Annotated in this window: 14 protein-coding genes; 5 read left to right on the forward strand and 9 right to left on the reverse strand. The window is 71.4% G+C overall.

Annotated features, from left to right (window positions below; translation table 11 throughout):
• Positions 1-766: 766 nt before the first annotated feature.
• From ACI789_RS17245 to ACI789_RS17255, 3 genes are all read left to right on the forward strand, one after another.
• On the forward strand, positions 767-1,330 hold the full coding sequence (locus ACI789_RS17245; RefSeq protein ID WP_457010664.1) for an NAD-binding protein: 564 nt from the start codon (positions 767-769) through the stop codon (positions 1,328-1,330).
• 99 nt (positions 1,331-1,429) lie between these two features.
• Positions 1,430-1,675 (forward strand): hypothetical protein, encoded by a 246-nt coding sequence (locus tag ACI789_RS17250; protein WP_457010593.1) that lies wholly within the window; start codon positions 1,430-1,432, stop codon positions 1,673-1,675.
• A 413-nt stretch (positions 1,676-2,088) separates the two neighbouring features.
• Positions 2,089-3,381, forward strand: coding sequence for an FAD-dependent monooxygenase (locus ACI789_RS17255; protein WP_457010594.1), 1,293 nt, complete (start codon positions 2,089-2,091; stop codon positions 3,379-3,381).
• An 88-nt stretch (positions 3,382-3,469) separates the two neighbouring features.
• Here the strand turns inward: ACI789_RS17255 and ACI789_RS17260 are convergent, their stop codons facing one another.
• Entirely contained in the window at positions 3,470-4,078 is a 609-nt protein-coding gene (locus tag ACI789_RS17260; protein ID WP_457010595.1) for an FHA domain-containing protein, read from the reverse strand.
• A 448-nt stretch (positions 4,079-4,526) separates the two neighbouring features.
• On the opposite strand from ACI789_RS17260, the gene ACI789_RS17265 reads away from it, so the two are divergent.
• Positions 4,527-4,685: a hypothetical protein gene (locus tag ACI789_RS17265; protein ID WP_457010596.1), complete on the forward strand. Its 159-nt coding sequence runs from the start codon at positions 4,527-4,529 to the stop codon at positions 4,683-4,685.
• Between the two features lie 134 nt (positions 4,686-4,819).
• Here ACI789_RS17265 and ACI789_RS17270 read toward each other — a convergent pair whose 3' ends face one another.
• The 5 genes from ACI789_RS17270 to ACI789_RS17290 all read right to left on the reverse strand — a co-directional run bounded on the left by ACI789_RS17270 (position 4,820) and on the right by ACI789_RS17290 (position 11,233).
• The gene (locus ACI789_RS17270) at positions 4,820-6,340 is read right to left on the reverse strand and encodes a serine/threonine-protein kinase (protein WP_457010597.1); all 1,521 of its coding nucleotides are present in this window, start codon (positions 6,338-6,340) and stop codon (positions 4,820-4,822) included.
• 1,018 nt (positions 6,341-7,358) lie between these two features.
• Positions 7,359-7,775 (reverse strand): ATP-binding protein, encoded by a 417-nt coding sequence (locus ACI789_RS17275; protein WP_457010598.1) that lies wholly within the window; start codon positions 7,773-7,775, stop codon positions 7,359-7,361.
• Positions 7,765-8,100: an STAS domain-containing protein gene (locus ACI789_RS17280; protein WP_457010599.1), complete on the reverse strand. Its 336-nt coding sequence runs from the start codon at positions 8,098-8,100 to the stop codon at positions 7,765-7,767. The genes ACI789_RS17275 and ACI789_RS17280 overlap by 11 nt, the downstream gene beginning before the upstream one ends.
• Positions 8,097-10,076 (reverse strand): glycosyltransferase, encoded by a 1,980-nt coding sequence (locus tag ACI789_RS17285; RefSeq protein WP_457010600.1) that lies wholly within the window; start codon positions 10,074-10,076, stop codon positions 8,097-8,099. The genes ACI789_RS17280 and ACI789_RS17285 overlap by 4 nt, the downstream gene beginning before the upstream one ends.
• Positions 10,073-11,233 carry a PP2C family protein-serine/threonine phosphatase gene (locus ACI789_RS17290; protein ID WP_457010601.1) on the reverse strand — a complete coding sequence of 387 codons (1,161 nt, stop codon included), beginning with the start codon at positions 11,231-11,233 and terminating at the stop codon, positions 10,073-10,075. Before ACI789_RS17290 ends, ACI789_RS17285 begins: the two co-directional genes overlap by 4 nt.
• Positions 11,234-11,399: 166 nt before the next feature.
• Here ACI789_RS17290 and ACI789_RS17295 point away from each other — a divergent pair, with 166 nt between their 5' ends.
• Positions 11,400-12,353 (forward strand): glycoside hydrolase family 26 protein, encoded by a 954-nt coding sequence (locus ACI789_RS17295; RefSeq protein WP_457010602.1) that lies wholly within the window; start codon positions 11,400-11,402, stop codon positions 12,351-12,353.
• Between the two features lie 130 nt (positions 12,354-12,483).
• Here the strand turns inward: ACI789_RS17295 and ACI789_RS17300 are convergent, their stop codons facing one another.
• From ACI789_RS17300 to ACI789_RS17310, 3 genes are read right to left on the reverse strand one after another with little or no spacing between them, the layout of a single operon-like run.
• Entirely contained in the window at positions 12,484-14,940 is a 2,457-nt protein-coding gene (locus ACI789_RS17300; protein ID WP_457010603.1) for a xanthine dehydrogenase family protein molybdopterin-binding subunit, read from the reverse strand.
• Entirely contained in the window at positions 14,937-15,455 is a 519-nt protein-coding gene (locus tag ACI789_RS17305; protein WP_457010604.1) for a (2Fe-2S)-binding protein, read from the reverse strand. Before ACI789_RS17305 ends, ACI789_RS17300 begins: the two co-directional genes overlap by 4 nt.
• Positions 15,448-16,335, reverse strand: a complete 888-nt coding sequence (locus ACI789_RS17310) for an FAD binding domain-containing protein (RefSeq protein WP_457010605.1) — start codon at positions 16,333-16,335, stop codon at positions 15,448-15,450. The genes ACI789_RS17305 and ACI789_RS17310 overlap by 8 nt, the downstream gene beginning before the upstream one ends.
• Positions 16,336-16,724 lie beyond the last annotated feature (389 nt).

Below are 16,724 nucleotides of genomic sequence, written 5' to 3' on the forward strand. Positions count from 1 at the left end.
CCGCGTCGTCGGCCAGCGGCTGCAGGCACAGAGTGGTGTCGGCCAGCAGGACCGGGCATAGCGGCAGCAGCGGCGGTTCGGTGGCCGCGTCGTCCGGGTGGGCGTGCATGGAGCCCCGATCAGGTGGCGGTCGGTCGGCAGGAGCCGGTGGGGGTGGTCGGCGGGTCAGGGCCCCTCGTCGTCGGCCAGGCGAGCGGCCGACGGCGTCCTCGGCCGTGAGCACGGACCCGAACACCGCCCACGGGGACCGTCCCGGCGTCGATTCCGCCGGGTGAGCTCGTCGACGGCGGCAAGGAATCCGGTGGCCCTGGCTGTTGCCTCTGCCAAGAGTTGCCTGTGCCAATCGCTGCGTCTGCCAATCCCGGCGCGATTGGCAACGTGCAACTCCAGATTGGCAAGAGGCAACCTTTGGCAGCCCACGCAGTTCCACGCGTGCCAATCCCGTGCAACTACTCACAAGGTGTAGCTCGGAGCAGCGTCAGCAGGTCGAGGTGGTCAGTCCGGCCGCGCTGGCCCCAGTGCCGGCGGGCCCCATCTGACCAGCGATGACGATCTTGCACTGTCCGATCGGCGCACTACGTTCCGACCATGTCCACGAAGCCGCGCACACCGCGCTCCACTCCCCCAGCGGAGGCAGCGGGTGGGACGGCTCCCACTTCCCGGTGTCCAACTCCCCCCTCGGACACAGCCTCACCCCGGTGTTCCTGCAGGCCAGGACCCCGGGGTGTTCTTCTGCGAGGACCTCGGAGGCCCTCGTGATACCCGCGTGATACTCCGCGCGCCGGATCAGCCCTCGAGCAGCGCGGCGAAGCTCAGGCGAGCCTCCGTGCACCGGGCACGCGCTGTCGTGGTGGCCGTGGACCGGGACGACGCCGCCGTCCTGATCACGCTCACCGCCCGTCGCCTCAACCCCGACGGACGGATCGCGACGAGCGTCCGCGAGATGGCCAACGCCGCGCTGCTCCGCCAGTCCGGGGCAGACACGGTGCTCACGACGTCGGCGACCTCGGGCCGGCTCCTCGGTCTGGCCCCCGGCAACCCCCGCGTGGTGGGTGTCATGGAGGACCTGCTGGAGCACGGCGTGGGATTGGACTTCCACGAACGTCCGGCGCGTGCCGGCGAGGTGGGGCTGGACCCCCGGCAGTTGCCGGACATCGGGAGAGGGAGCCACGAGGCGTCTCCAATGTGTACCGAGCAGCTGATCCCTCGTCCGCCTTACCCGCGGGTAAGGAAATGCTGCCACCTGGATGAGCAGAAGCGGGCCGGTTGGGACATGGTGCGGGGCCTGCCGCACAGAGCACGATTGTCATCAGTCAAGACCTGGTCCTGACACACAACAGTAAATGCACCACGGGTCTTGGCCGGCACAGCTCATCCACCACCATCGGCAGACCATTCCGGCCATGCCACGGACGATCAGGAGAATGTCATGGGCCTTTCCAAGCGACGTATCGCTCTGGCCACCGTCGCCAGCGCCCTGGGTCTCGGTGGCGTGTTGCTGCCGGGCGGGGGCGCGATGGCGGCCACCGCGCCCGCGGACAGCGTCACCGCAGCAAGCCACGGCACCACCGCGTCGGCGCTGGCGTCTCCCGGTACCACCGGGTCGGCGTCCTCCCTGCAGCCGTCCGACAGCTGCGGGTGGTGGGACTACGGGTACACCTACAACTGCTGGTGACTGACCCTCTAGGACAGGAACGGGACAGCGGCGCAGCGCTGGGCGGACGGGAGTGCGGTCCAGTTCCCACGCCGCCCAGCCGAAGGCATTGACCTACCTGTCCGCAGGACACCTGCATCGAGCAGGCGGTCGGGAGGGGGCGCCGCAGTGCCCCCTCCCGACCTGTCCCACGACCCGCAGTCGCTGCGAGCGGCGACTGGACCGGCCGTTGACCCGTGGCCCGGGACCGCCCGCAGACATCCGGTGACCCACCTGGCGCGGCTGTGTCCCTGCCACGAGGCCTCGGGCGCCCTGCCGGGCAGGTGTCCGCCGCAGGTCAAGGTCGCAGCGCGGCTGCGCCCGGACCTTGTTCTGTCGATGCCCCGCAGGGCATCCGCGACCGAAACGCGCACGTTCGTCCCCGGAGGACGTCGATGAAGATCACCTGCGTCGGTGGTGGTCCCGCCGGCTTGTACTTCGCCATCGCGGCCAAGCTGCGCGACCCCGGCCGCGAGATCACCGTCGTCGAGCGGGCTCCGCAGGGTGCTACGTACGGCTGGGGCGTCGGCTACTGGGACGACATGCTGGACCTTCTCCACCTCACCGACCCGGTGAGCGCGCGGGCGGTGCGTCAGGCCTCGACACTGTGGAGGGACCAGCAGATCCGGATCGGCAGCACCGCGGTCTACCTCAGCCGCTATGGCTTCGCCGTCCAGCGCGCGGCGTTCCTTGAGGTGCTCGCCGAACGGGCGGCGGACCTGGGCGTGCAGGTGTCGTACGACCATCCGATCGAGGACCTGGCCGAGATCGCCGACGCCGATCTGGTCGTCGCGGCCGACGGCGCGGGCAGCAGCGTCCGGCAGCTGTTCGAGGACCGCTTCGGCACGCACGTGCGCACCGGCGCGAATCCCTACATCTGGCTGGGGACGGACAAGGTCTTCGACAGCTTCGTCTTCGCTTTCGAGAAGACCCCCGCCGGCTGGATCTGGCTCTACGCCTATCCATCGAGCGACATCGTGAGCACCTGCGTCGTCGAGTGCTCAGAGGTGACTTGGCATGGCCTCGGCCTGGACCGGTGCGACGAGGGCGACGGCCTCCGGCTGCTGGAGAAGATCTTCGCCGGGCCGCTCGAGGGCCACTCGCTGATCAGCCGCGCTCGCGGGGACTTGGCCCGCTGGCTGCGGTTCAAGGAGATCAGCAACCGGACGTGGTGGCACCAGAACGTGGTGCTCATCGGCGATGCCGCCCACACCACGCACTACACCCTGGGATCGGGCACCAGGCTGGCGGTCATCGACGCCGCGGAGCTGGTCCGCAGCCTCGACGACTTCTCGGGAGACCTCACCGCGGCACTGCAGGACTTCGACGACCGGGCCCGGCCGAACCTGCAGCGGATCCAGGCCATGGCGCGCAGGAGCATGGACTGGTACGAGCACGCCGACGAACACCTCAACGGCTCGCATCCGATCGAGGCGGCCTCCGCCATGGTCGGCCGCTGCTCGTCCCGGCCTCCGCGGGACCATCCCCGGCTCCTGCAGTCGCCGGTACTGCGGCGCCTGCACGCCGGCACCACCACGGTGCACCGCTGGCACCGGGCGGCCCGCCGGGGAGAGATCCCGGGCCTGCCGGCGTGGCATCGCGGGCATCCGCCGGCCGGACGCGCCGCAGCCTCCCCGGGGACACCGGCCGGGCCTCGCACCAGGACCCTCCTGGCGGACGCCGGATAGCCCTGGCCGACGCCTTGTTGCCGAAAGGCGGTCGCCTGCCCGCTGCACCGACACCATCCCCACCGCGACGCTCCGCGTGCACGCCCTGTCAACGTGCGGCCGACTGCCGCCTGAGGTTGGCCGGATTGACGGCGCCCCGCTGGATGGCCTCCTTCGCCAGGGCGACCCGCCGCTCCTCCGGCGCGAGGATCCCGAACTTGTCATAGAGGTTCAGCAGGTGCTGCTTGACCGCAGCGTCCGTGATCACCAGCTCTGAGGCGATCCGCCGAGTGGACGCCGGCTGGGGGAACGCCTCGCCGCAGAACAGCGGTCGGCACAGTGCGTCGAGCACATCACGCTCGCGCCGAGTGAGTTCCGGGGCGGGTTCGGGGGCCGCGGTCACGCTCAGCGCATCCCCGGTGAGCTGCTCGCCTCGGAAGACCATGCGTGAGTGCCCGACTCGCACCTCGTCCGCCGAGTGCAGGGCGCGCTCGGTGTGGATCTGCTCGCCGTTGACGAACGTGCCGTTCCGGCTGCCCAGATCCCGTACCGACCAGCCTGCCCCGTAGTCCTCGAGGATCGCGTGCAGCCGGGACACCGTCCGGTCGTGGGTCAAGACGACCGTGTTCGAATCGGCCTTGCCGATGGTGATCCGCGGACCGGTCAACGCAACCAGTTCGGGGCCGGAAGGTCTCCAGATCTCCAGATAGGCCGGCATCACACGCTGCATCCCCCTCGGGTGACCTGGCCGACGGATGGGGGCGCCCTGCCCGCGTCCACGGTGGTGCCGTCGGACCTGCCGGTCAAGGGTCGATGAGCCGGCTGGGTTCCCACACTGCATCTCAGGAGTCCGGCGGACGGCCTGAGTGACCGTCACGGTCCTTGGCGGCCGGCAGCGCACACAACCGCCGTCGGAGGGCGGCCACGCGCGGCGTTCGCTCTCCCTGAGCCGGGTCTCCGCGATGCCCCTTCAACGGCGACGCGGCGCCTTACGGAAGGGAAAGCAAACTCTCACCTCGGGGAGAAGCAACTGCCCCTTCGACATGTATGCGAATGAATGGACGGGAGGAGGAGTTTGGTGGACGTCCCTGAGGAACTCGGGCGGAAGGCAAGAAGTCATCCGACCCATCGAGATCCTCTTCATCACCAATTGCAGGAGCAGTGCCATGGCCGAGCCTTGCTACCGCCACTCCCGGCGAGCCTGGATCGCGAATTGTGAGATCTGCACCGACTGGCACCTGTCCCGGCAGATGGCCCGCCGTGCCGGCACCCGCGTCGTGGAGACCGCGCCCGACACGCGACCGCGGCACCTGCAGGCCGCCTGACCCCACCACAGCCTCCCGACCACGATGCCTCGTCGACGTCCTGACCGCCCAGCCGTTCACGCGCTCGGGCTCGTGACTGACGGAAGACGCACGGCGGCGCTGCACCGGCTCCACGGCCGTGTCGTGCGATGAGGCTAGGCGACCTCATAGAGACTCAGCTCGTGGATCACCACGGTCCCACCCGCCTGGCGGCTGTAGACGTCGAGCCCGGGGTATGTCGGCGCCGGCGGCACCTGGTGGTCCTCGACGTCCACGGCGGCCTCTCCATCGACCCACAGCCCCAGCCGATCCTCGAGGACGACGACCGTGAGGCTCACCGTCCGGCCGGTGTCGAGCCCCGGCAGGTCGACCCGCGGAGCGAGGGGCACGTGGTGCTCGCCGTTCCACACGTTCAGCTGCGCGAACTCGGCAGCGGTGTCCATGCACATCTCGTACGCCAGGCGGCCCTGCACCGCCCACCGCAGACCCCAGCAGAACAACGCGTCGGACCCGGGGGTGACCGACAGGTCGATGTCCCCGACGAACGTGGTGACGCCCTCCGCCAGTTTCAGGTCCGTACCGACGGTGGTCCGAGGTGCCAGCGCGGCCAGCTCGAGCCGACCCGGCAGGTGCCGTACCACTCCGGCCGCGGGATCAGTGCCGCGTCCCACCAGGTCGACGAAGCTCGCCCCGTCCTCGTCGAGATCTGCCCGGTAGACCAGTTGCCCCCGGGCCACGTCCGCAGGCGCGGAGGTTCGTTCGGGCTCTGGGGTCCCCTCCGGAGGGTCTGACCCCCACGCGGCCGCGACGCCACCCGCGATGGCGACCACGGCCACCGCCGCGGCAACGAGGACCTGGATGCGCCGGCGAGTGGCACGACCTCGACCGTCCCCCTTCTCCAGTGCATCGGTGAGTGCCTCCACGAACGCGCCGGCGGAAGGATGGCGCTGTGTCGGGGCCTTGGCGAGTCCCCGCTCGAAGACGGCCTCCACGGACAGTGGCAACGAGGGGTTCCGGTCCCTGGCGCGCGGGATCTCGCCGTGCCCGTGCGCCAGGAACAGCGCCATGGGGGTGTCCTGGGTGTACGGCGGTGTGCCGGTGAGCACCTCGAAGGCCAGGCAGGCGAAGGCGTAGAGGTCGGCGCGGTGACCGACCGGCTGCCCGGTGGCCTGCTCCGGGGCCATGTACCTCGGGGTGCCCAGGTACTGGCTGCTGGCGGTGACGGACGTGTCGTCCAGCGCCTTGGCGAGCCCGAAGTCGGCGAGGACCGGACGATCCTGCTCGTCGACGAGGATGTTGGACGGCTTGAGATCCCGGTGGATGACACCGCGACTGTGGGCGTAATCCAACGCCTCCGCCAGGGGTGCCAGCAGCGCGAGCGCTCGCTGGGGCGGGTACGGCCCCTGGGCCAGGTGCTCCTTCAAGGTCGCGCCCGTGACCAGACGCATGGCGAGGTACAGGTGTCCGTCGCACTCCCCCGCGTCGTAGACCGTGGCGATACCGGGGTGCTCGAGACTCCGCAGCACCCGTGCCTCCCGGACGAACCGAGCCACGAACGCGTCCTGCAGCGCCAGGGCCGGTCGGAGCAGCTTCAGGGCCACCGGGCGACCGAGGCGGTGATGGGTCGCGCGGTAGACCTCTCCCATCCCGCCTCGGCCGATGAGCGCGTCCACCACGTAGGGCCCCACCTCGGTTCCGGGCGGGACCGAGGCGCTCGTCATCCCGAGGGTCCCGGATCTGGTCGACACCTCTCGGGGAACGAGTAACTCGCCTCCTCGATCTTCGTGCCTGCGACCGGGTACACCTCACCGAACACCAACCTGGGGCAGCCGACCGTCAACTTCCTCCCGTGCCTCGACGGTCGCCTTCGCAGGAGACGCTCACCTCGAACGCGCGTCTCGTCCGCGCTGTCGGCGTCCTGGCGGCACGAGGCTCGTCCCACCGCCTCGAGGACGGCGTACGCACCGGAGGCCGCCCGGTCGTGGACGAGCGCGACATCGGTTCTCGGTTCGAGGTCCCTGACCGGTCGGGCGCTCGAAATGGGGCGCTCGGCGCCATTCACCTGAGTCGACTCCGCATCGCGACGAGCCGCTCGCAGCAGGTCCCCGGGGGCCGCCTCTGCTCCCATCAGCCACCACCCTGCGAACCCGGGTCGCCGAGCCCCGCCTACGGGACAGCGCGAACGGTGGGTGGTCCACGGTAGAACGGCTGTCCCTGGTCCGGGAAGTCCGCACGACTCCCGCGCTGACCGGCGCCGGCGGACAACGACGCTCGAACAGGAAGTCACCCGACTGGATCCCGACCGACGAGAGCGTGACGCCGGGAAGACCGTTCGCCCGTCTCGAGCGGAGCCTCGACGACCGCGATACCACGGTCACACGCGGGACCGGTCGCTCCCCGGTCCTGGGTGACGTCGCTGGCTACGAGGCGACGTTCGCCTCGGCCTCCTCGACCTGCGACACCTCATCGGTCGGTCGGCGTTGCCTGAAGCCCTTGACCGGACACACATCCCGGCCGCAGCCGTGTGCGTGTGTAGCGAGTCGCCCCTCGGACACCAGCTGAAGGGAACCCGTGGGTCGCTCCGCCCACGAGCATCCCCCATCACCACGTGAGACGTTCCTCCGACAGCACGGTGCAGCGCGGGCCCACGTGGAGGAGTGTCGCGCCGAGACTTCCGACGCTGCACGCCACCGCTCAGGAGCCAGTGCGCCACCGCACGATCCGCCAGTGGTTCATCGAGCCCTCACGCCGGTAGTTGAGCTCGTGCACCGCGGCCAGTGCCAGAGCCAGCCCGCGCCCCGACTCTGCGAGGCCAACAGGCAGCTCCGCACTGTCCAGGTCCACGTCGACCTGCTTCCCGCCGTCGCGGAACTCGGCTTGGAGACGGCCGGGCTGCGCGAACACCTCCAGCTCGAAGCTGATGGGCTCGCCATCCGTGGCGTGTCGGATGATGTTGCCGGCGATCTCGGTGACGGCGATCTCGAACCGCGTGCGGTCCTCCGGCAGGACGTCGCCGTGCTCGAGCCACAGGCGCTCGAGCAGCGCGTGCACGCTCTCGAGGGACGCCGGCTCAGTCGACGCGGTGAGGCGGATGCCCCCCTCAACCGTCACGCAGGGCTCCCTCGACGCTGTCGTGCGGGCGGAGGACCCGGTCGAGGTTGGTGAGCTGGAGGACGGTGGCCACCTGGGGGCCCACACACGCGATCCGGAGGTCACCACCGGCCTGACGTGCCTGTTTCAGGCCGCCGATGATCGCCCCCAGGCCGGAGGAGTCGATGAACTCGCAGGCGCTGAGGTCGATGACGACCCGCACCCGCCGAGCCTCGACCGCCTCGGCGACCGCGGCGCGCAGCTGGGGCGCCGTCACCATCGTCAGCCGGCCCCGGGGCCTGAGCACGGCCGAGTTCCCGGCTCCCTGCACGTCCACCTCGATCACACTGCCTCCTCCTGTCGCACCGGCCCTCGATAGCGGCCCGCCTGGATGATCACGCTGAGCACGACGAGGTCGTAGAGCACCCACACCACGTTGATCCAGGTGCCCTGCGCCGTCGGCGCCAGCCCCAGCCACAGTCGGACCAGCCCGACGACCAGCGCGGCCACCAGGAGCACGATCGCCACGAGCTGCGCCCGGATCAGCCGCCATGGGAACCCCCCACTGCCCTGACGGGTCTTCGGTGTGACCACGAAGCCGAGGCTGCGTCCGAAGAGCACGTTGCCGACGGCCGTCGTGCACGCCCGGATCCACAGTGGGAAGAGCGCGAGGCTGTACTGCTGCCCGCGCCAGGTCCGGATGCCGTAGCCCACGACCAGGAACAGCAGCTGGGTCGCGAGCAGGTAGGGGACGAGCCGGACGGCGAAGTCGCCACCGAAACTCTGCACCGGCCGGATGCCGAAGAAGAGGTAGAGCACCGGGGCCGCGATGTACACGACGGCAGCGAAGCCGGAGAGGTAGCTCCACATGGTGGCGAAGTACATGAGCCGCTGCCCGAGGCTGAGCCCCCGCTGCACCAGCGGGTTCTCCTTGAGCATCACCTGGAGCGTCCCCTGCGACCAGCGCAGTCTCTGGTGCAGCATGGTGCCGAGGTCCTCCGGCGCCAGACCCCGGGCGAGCACCTCGTGGTGGTACACGGTCCGCCAGCCCAGCGCGTGCAACCGCATGGCGGTGGCCATGTCCTCGGTCACCGAGATGGTCGCCATCGGCATCACCGGCTGGGCCTCGTCGACGAGGTCCACGTCGACCGCGCGCACCAGCGCCCGGACCGACTCCAGGGCCCCGAGCGGCGACCACTCCCGGACGGCGAGCTGCTCGAGCGCCGCCACGTCGACGACCACGGCGTTGAGCTGCCCGTCGGTCTCGATCGGCAACGTCTCGATCGCCCGGAGATCCGCCCTGAGCGCCTCGAGGTCGGCGGCCACGACGTCCCGGCCGGCGGCGTCGACGCGCTGCTGGAACCGGTAGGTGACCTCGGAGACGGGCTGCCCGGCCTTGAGCTCCGACCGTGCGTCCCGGACGGCCGCGGCCACCTGTTCCAGGGCCGCGACGGCCGCGGGGTGGTGCCGCGCCTCCCGGCGCGCCCGCGCGATCATCGCGCCCGCGGCGCCGAGGGCCTCCCGCACGGCGACCTCCACGCCCCGCACGTAGCCCACGACCCCGAGCTGCATGAGGGCCTCCCGCCGCAGCACCGCGTTGGACCCGCAGAAGAACGCCGCGTTCCAGCCGTCCTTGCCCTGCTGGATGGGTCCGTAGAAGAGCGGGGCCTGGCTCCCCAGGGGGTCCGAGTCGTCCACGTTGACGAACCACTGCGGGGTCTGCACGAGCGCCACCCGAGGGTCCCGGAAGTAGCCGAGCGTGCGGTCCAGGATCGCCGGGTCGGGGACCTGGTCGGCGTCGAGGATGAGCAGGAACTCCCCCTCGGTGGCGAAGAGAGCGTTGTTGAGGTTGCCGGCCTTGGCGTGGCGCGGCCGGTCCACCCAGTCGGCGCTGCGGGTGATGTACCCGATGCCGGCTGCGGCGGCGGCAGCGCGCATCTCGGCTCGGTCCCCGTCGTCGAGCACCCAGGTCCGGTGCGGGTACCGGATGGCGACGGCCGCGCGAGCGGTGGCCATGACCATGTCGACGGGTTCGTTGTAGGTGGTGATGAACACGTCCACGGTCACGTCCGGCGGGGACAGCGGCTCGCCGCGCTCGCGGACCCGCCACATGGTGGCGCCGAACAGGAAGGCGTCGACGAGGCTGTAGGTCTCGGCGAGCACGAGCGGGACCGCGATCCACCAGTTGTCCCAGTTGACCGAGTACAGCCAGCGCCAGGCCACGTAGTTGACCCCGGACACGAGCGCCAGGACGACGAGGACCCGGATCAGGCCCCGCCGAGTGCGGGCGCGCACGCTGTCCGGAGGCCGGTGCCGGCTCATCGGTCCCTCCGGACGACGAGGACCGTCACGTCGTCGTCGAGCACCGGCCGGGTGCGCGCCAGGGCCATGAACCGCCGGACGACGTCCGCGGACGACGAGGACTCCCCGACGGCGCGGGCCACGTCCTCCAGTGCCCCCTGGGGCGACCCGCCGCACAGATCGAGCAGCCCGTCGCTGAACGCCACGACCGTGTCCCCCTCACCCAGGACGACCCGCTCCTCCCGCCAGTCCTGGTCGGGCAGGACGCCCAGTGGGAGACCTCCGCGCTGCGGACGCAGGACCGAACCGTCCGCGCGCACCAGGAGCATCAGGCCGTGGCCCGCGTCGGTGTAGCGGAGGACCCCCGCCCCGGGAGACAGCCGCGCATGACAGAGGGTGACCATGCTGGTCGTCCCGTCGAGGTCCTCGTACAGGGTCGCCGCCGCCTCCCGGACGGCGTCGCCCGGCTCCGCTCCCCGGCCGGCCAGCCGCATCGCGCCGCGGACGGTGGCCATGACCATCGCCGCCGCGAGGCCCTTCCCCATCACGTCCCCCAACGTGAAGGCGAGGTCCCCGTCCGGCGTGCGGTACCAGTCGATGAAGTCGCCGCCGACGCTTCGTGCGGGCATGCACGCCCCGGCCACGTCGTAGCCCTGGAGGTCCGGCCAGCGGGACGGCAGGAGGGACCGCTGGACGTCAGCGGCCTGCTGCAACTCCCTGGACCGGGTCATCTCCTCCTGGACCCAGCCGGCCAGCTCCTCGAGCAGGAGACGTTCCTCCTCGGTGAACCGGCGTGGACGGTCATCGACGAGACACAGGGCGCCCACCCGGTGACCTCCCGGCGCCTCGAGAGGGTGGCCGGCGTAGAAGCGGATGGTCGGCCCACCGAGCACCAGGGGGTTGGCGGCGAAGCGTTCGTCCCCGGCGGCGTCCTCCACCACCAGCGTCCTCTCCGTGCCCAGCGTGTGGTGGCAGAACGAGTCGGAACGGGGTATCGCGTCGAGGTGCCGGCCCTCCTGGGACTTCACGTGCTGCACGTCCCGGTCGACGAGGGTCACCGCGGCAGACGTGACCCCGAAGACCCGCCGGGCCAGCCGGGTGATCCGGTCGAACCGTTCCTCCGGCCCGGTGTGGAGGACCCCGAGGTCCTCCAGCGCCCGGACCCGGGCGTCCTCCACGGCCGGTCCGGGAGCAACCGGTACCGCACCCACGCCGATCGATCCCACTCCTGCCTCCCCGTGGACCCCGGCACGCCGAGTTCTGGCGACACGCCCACCGATGATGCGGTCTGGGCGGCCGCTCGGCTCGTTCGCCCGTTCACGGCAGGGGTGGTACCAACGTGCGGTGCACCCGACCCGGCTGTGGACGACCGTCGGCGTGCTGACACTCCTGCCGGTCCTCGTACTGGCCGGCTGTGGGCGGGCCGAACCGATGACGCTCGGTGTCGCGGCCGACGACGTGACGGCGCTGGACTCGTTCTCGGACATCGCCGGCACGCCCGTGGGGGTGTACCAGTGGTACCAGGCGTGGGCGGGGCGACCACCGCTCGACACCGCACGTGCCGCCGCCGTCGCGACGCGGGGTGCCCTGCCGCTGCTGACCTGGGAACCCTGGATCCCGGGAGCGGGGGTCGGACAGCCCGACTTCTCGCTGTCGAGCATCGTCGACGGCGCCCATGACGACTACGTCCGGGCCTTCGCCCGGCAGGTGCGCGCCTACGGCGGGCAGCTCGGGCTCCGCTTCCTGCACGAGGTGAACGCGCCGCACTACCCGTGGTCGGTCGGTGTCAACGGCAACGTCCCGCGCGATGCCGCGGCGGCCTGGCACCACGTGCGGCAGCTCTTCGACGAGCAGGAGGCGGACAACGTCGTCTGGGTGTGGACGGTCAACGTCCACGCGCCCGGCACGACGTCCTACGAACCCCTCTACCCGGGTGACCACGCGGTCGACTGGGTGGCCGTCGACGGCTACAACGGCGGGACGGCTCTGCCCTGGGGCGGCTGGCGCAGCCCGGAGGAGGTCTTCGGGGAGTCGCTGGCAGACCTCCGGCGGCTGTCGGACCGCCCTCTCGCCATCACCGAGACGGCATCGGCGGAGGAAGGCGGGGACAAGGCCGCCTGGACGGAGGCGCTGTTCGATCTCGCGGTCGCCGAGGGCGTCTCCGTCGTCATCTGGTTCCAGTACGACAAGGAGACCGACTGGCGCGCGAACAGCTCACCCGCCGCTGCGGACGCCCTTCGTCGGTCGGCCACCGTGCCCGGCCGCATCACGGCCTCGTGGCCGGCCGGCGACTCGTGAAGGTCGGTCTAGCCCTGCGAGTCGGGGCAGGTCGGCTCACCTCGGACTGGGGGTCGTGCGCAGGCTACCGGGGGCACTCAAGCGCCGGCACGCCAGAGCCCCGGCGGCGGGGAGGAGCAGCCTCCGGCGCTCACCCGGTGCGGTCCGCCGGCCCCGTCCGGCCGGCCGCCGCGAGCAGGCCGACGACCCGCTCGGGGGTCATCGGGAGCTCGTCGACCCACACCTCGAACGGGGACAGGGCGTCGTTGATCGCGCTGGCCATCGCCGTCGGCGCGATCAGCCGGCCCCCCTCGCCGGCGCCCTTGACGCCGTACTCGGTCCAGGGTGACGGGGTCTGCTCGTGCACCACGTGCATGGGCGGCGCCTCGTTCATCGACGGGATGAGGTACTCCCGGAAGGTCGGCGTGCCCAGGCGCCCGTCCGCGTCGTAGACGTACTCCTCCATCGTCGCCGCACCGATGCCCTGGACGATGCCGCCCATGACCTGACCCTCGACGAGCTTGGGGTTCATCACGGTGCCGCAGTCGTTGGCCGCGTAGTACTGCAGGACCTCCACGGAGCCCGTCTCGGGGTCGACCTCGACGATCGGGATGTGACAGCCGTGGCTGACCATCGGGTAGAAGATCCCCATGTCGCTCCGGTCGCTCGCCGGCGGCGTCGAGTGCGGGTGGTCGTAGGTGCAGCTCTCGACCAGGCCGCTGGACTCGCCCTCCGGGTTGTCGTGCTTGAACAGGTGGGCCCGCATCGCGACCGCCGCCATGCCGACCTCGCTGCCGGGCACGCCGCGGACCCGGAAGGTGCCGTCGATGCACTCGACGTCGTCCGGGTCGGACTCCATCATGTGCGCCGCGATCCGCGTCATCTTCTCCTTGATCCGCCGCGCGGCCGTGCGGGAGGCCCCGGACAGCATGATGGTCAGCCGGCTGCCGCCGGGGCCCGCCGACAACCTCCCGGAGGTGGAGTCGGCGTAGACGACCGTCACGTCGTCCGGCTGCACGCCGAACTCCTCGGCGACGACCTGGCCGACGACCGTCTCCGGGCTGTTGCCCCACAGCGGGCAGCCGACCTCGACCCGGATGCCGCCCGTGGCGTCGACGTCGAGCTTCACCGACTCCGGGGTGCTCGTCGCGCCGAGCGGGGGCTGGTCGTAGAGGAACCACCACTCGCTGGCGTTGTACCCACTGCGCTCCTGGCAGCTGGCCAGACCCACGCCGATGTAGCGGCCCTCCTCCTTCCGCAGCCGCTCCTTCTCGCGCATCCAGAAGTCGTAATCGGAGACCTCGAGCGCGCGCGTGAGCACCCGGTCGTAGTTGCCCGAGTCGTACTCGTTGCCGGTCGGGATCTTGTACGGGAAGTCCTCGGGCCGGATGAAGTTCTGCCGCCGGATCTGCACCCGGTCGATGCCCAGTTCGAGAGCGGCCGCGTCCACGAGCCGCTCGAGGACGAAGTTGCCCGGGTCCGCCCCTGCGCCGCGGAAGAAGCCCTGCTGGACCTTGTTGGTCAGCACGCAGGAGACCTCGTAGCCCAGGGCCGGGATCGTGTAGGGGCCGGTGGGCTGGGCCATGGCGTTGCCGTGCTGGCCGTGGGCGAACTGGAAGTACGCGCCGTAGTCGTCGACGATCGTCAGCCGCAGGCCGAGGAAGGTGCCGTCCTCGGCGACCGCCAGCTCGCCGTCGTAGATGCGGTCGCAGCCGACGTTGTCGTTGGCGGCCAGGCAGTCGATGCGGTCCTCGAGGAACTGGACCGGTCGTCCGGTCGCCTTGCTGAGGCTCCCGGCGATGGAGATGACCTTGGTCAGCAGGTGCTTGCTGCCGAAGCTGCCACCGACGGTGCACGGGATGAGCCGGAGCCGGCTGGTCGGCACCCCGAGCATGCCGGCGAACGCCCACGGCAGGAAGTTGTGGAAGTTGGTGTTGGACCACACCGTCATCTCGCCGGTGTAGGGCTCGAAGGAGCACACGGCACCGGCGGTCTCGATCGGCTGGGCGCCCATGCGGTGCCACCGCGCGCGCCGGCGGATCACCCGGTGCGCGCCGGCGAAGGCACCGTCCACGTCGCCGAAGTCGATCGCCCGGTGGAAGACGACGTTGCTGTCGAGCGTGTCGTGCACCCGGGGGGCCCCGGGGGCCATGGCGGCCACGGGATCCACGACGGGATCGAGCGGCTCGTACCGGACGTCGATCAGCGCGAGGGCGTCCTCGGCGATGTAGCGGCTCTCGGCCGCGACGGCCGCGACGGCCTCGCCCGGGAAGCGCACCTTCTCCACGGCGATCGCGTGCTGGGGGACCGGCTCGGCGCAGAACGCCGTCATCGGGCCGACGTGCTGCTGGGCCTCCTCGCCGGTCAGCACGGCGAACACGCCGGGGAGGGCGCGGGCGCGGGAGGTGTCGATGGAGACGATCCGCGCGTGGGCGTGCGGGCTGCGCAGCACCGCGGCGTGCAGCATCCCGGGGACGACGACGTCGGCGACGTACGTCGCGCGCCCGGTGAGCAGCTTCCGGTCCTCCTTGCGGGGAACGCTGCGCCCGACCCACCGGTGGTTCCCGTCGCCGGTGGCGGGGTCGGTGACGTCCTCGGTGGCGGTCATGCCCGGACCTCCTGCTGCGGCACCGCGTACGTGCGGGCCTGGCTGATGAGCTCTCCGGCGCGGCACACCGACTCGACGATGTTCTGGTAGCCGGTGCAGCGGCACAGGTTGCCCGACATCGCGAGGCGCACGTCCTCGGGCCCGGGCGTCGGGTTGCCGGCGAGCAGTTCGGTGGCGGCCATGAGCATCCCGGGTGTGCAGAAGCCGCACTGCAGCCCGTGGCGCTCGTTGAACGCCTGCTGGAGGGGGTGCAGCGTGCCGTCGGCCCGCGCGAGTGATTCGACGGTCTGCACGCTGCGGCCGTTCGCCTGCACGGCGAAGAACAGGCAGGCCCGGGTGCTCTGCCCGTCGACCAGGACCGTGCACGAGCCGCAGACGCCCTGCTCGCACCCGACGTGGGTGCCCTTCAGCCCCAGCGTGTCGCGGAGGAAGTCGGTCAGCAGGGTGCGCGGCTCCACCAGGGCCTCGTGCTCGGCCCCGTTGACCGTGAGCGTGAGGTGGACCTTCTCAGGCATCCGTCTGTCCTCCGTCGGCTCGGGCGATGGCTCGGGTCAGGGCGCGTTTCGTGAGCGTGACCGCGAGGTGCCTGCGGAACGCGGCCGAACCGTGGCAGTCGCTCACCGGGGAGAGGTCGGCGGCGGCGAGGTCCGCGGCCTCCGCGATGGCGTCCGCCGAGGGCTGGGCGTCGCTCAGCGCGGCCTCGGCCCGGCGGGCGCGGACCGGCCGCCCGGCGACCGAGCCCAGCGCGATGCGGACGTCGGACAGGTGGCCGGACGGGTCGAGCGCCACCGTGACGGCGACGCCGCACACGGGCAGCTCGCCGTGGCGGCGGGACAGCTCGAGGAAGGCCGATCCGGTGCGGGTCCCGGCCGACACCGGGACGCGGACCTCGACGGCGAACTCGTCCGGTTCCAGGCTGGTCTCGTGAGCGGCGACGAAGAAGTCCTCCGCCGCGATGACGCGCTCACCGCGGGCGCTCCGGGCGACGACCTCCCCGTCGAGCGCCAGCAGCGCCGTGGGCAGCTCCGCGGCCGGGTCGGCGAAGCACACACTCCCCACCACGGTGCCGCGCGAGCGCACGGAGGGGTGGGCCACCAGCGCTCCGGCCTCGGCGAGGAGGGGCACTGCGGCGCGGACCGTGTCCGACAGCTCCGAGGTCCGCTGCCGCGTCAGGGCGCCGATCACGACGGTGCCGTCGCGGCGGTCGATGCGGTCCAGCTCCTCGACCCCGTTGATGTCGACGAGCAGCGAGGGCTCGGCGAGCCGGGTGTTCATCAGGCGGACGAGGCTCTGGCCGCCGGCGAGGACCCGGGCATCCGCCCCGTGCTCCGCGAACTGCTCGACCACCTCGTCCGTCGTCCTCGCGGCGAGGTAGCGGAACGGTGCAGGTTTCATCGCTGTCTCCGAGAGGTGCGGGCGGACGGCGTCCCGGCCGGGTGCCAGCGCGCCGGACGTCGTCCGCCGCCACCCGTCTCGTGGCGACGGCGGGCGCGACGGCTGTCGGCTCCGGATACGACGCGGCCCACCTGCGGCCCGCGTCGTGAGAGTGACCTGGATCACGTGCGGGCCACGACCCTCCACGAGCGGCCATCCGCTGTCAACGGGCTCGGACGTCCCCACTCGAGGTGTCGACGGAGCCGGTGCTGGTGGACCGGACAGGCCTCCGCGGCGACGAGCGCCGGGCTGCCCAGCCGCCGTGGTGTGCGTGCCGGTGCTCCGCCTGGACGTCCGTGCCGAAGCCGGCCTCAGGGTCCCGCCAGACCGGGTGCGCCTGGTTGGCGTCG

The sequence above is a fragment of the Geodermatophilus sp. SYSU D00965 genome, assembly GCF_054050075.1.

What these genes read in the sequence shown, in the direction of transcription:
- ACI789_RS17250 (WP_457010593.1), top strand. Translation starts at nt 1,430, where the DNA reads ATGGGCCTTTCCAAGCGACGTATCGCTCTGGCCACCGTCGCCAGCGCC.
- ACI789_RS17255 (WP_457010594.1), top strand. Translation starts at nt 2,089, where the DNA reads ATGAAGATCACCTGCGTCGGTGGTGGTCCCGCCGGCTTGTACTTCGCC.
- ACI789_RS17260 (WP_457010595.1), bottom strand. Translation starts at nt 4,078, where the DNA reads ATGCCGGCCTATCTGGAGATCTGGAGACCTTCCGGCCCCGAACTGGTT.
- ACI789_RS17265 (WP_457010596.1), top strand. Translation starts at nt 4,527, where the DNA reads ATGGCCGAGCCTTGCTACCGCCACTCCCGGCGAGCCTGGATCGCGAAT.
- ACI789_RS17285 (WP_457010600.1), bottom strand. Translation starts at nt 10,076, where the DNA reads ATGAGCCGGCACCGGCCTCCGGACAGCGTGCGCGCCCGCACTCGGCGG.
- ACI789_RS17300 (WP_457010603.1), bottom strand. Translation starts at nt 14,940, where the DNA reads ATGACCGCCACCGAGGACGTCACCGACCCCGCCACCGGCGACGGGAAC.
- ACI789_RS17305 (WP_457010604.1), bottom strand. Translation starts at nt 15,455, where the DNA reads ATGCCTGAGAAGGTCCACCTCACGCTCACGGTCAACGGGGCCGAGCAC.
- ACI789_RS17310 (WP_457010605.1), bottom strand. Translation starts at nt 16,335, where the DNA reads ATGAAACCTGCACCGTTCCGCTACCTCGCCGCGAGGACGACGGACGAG.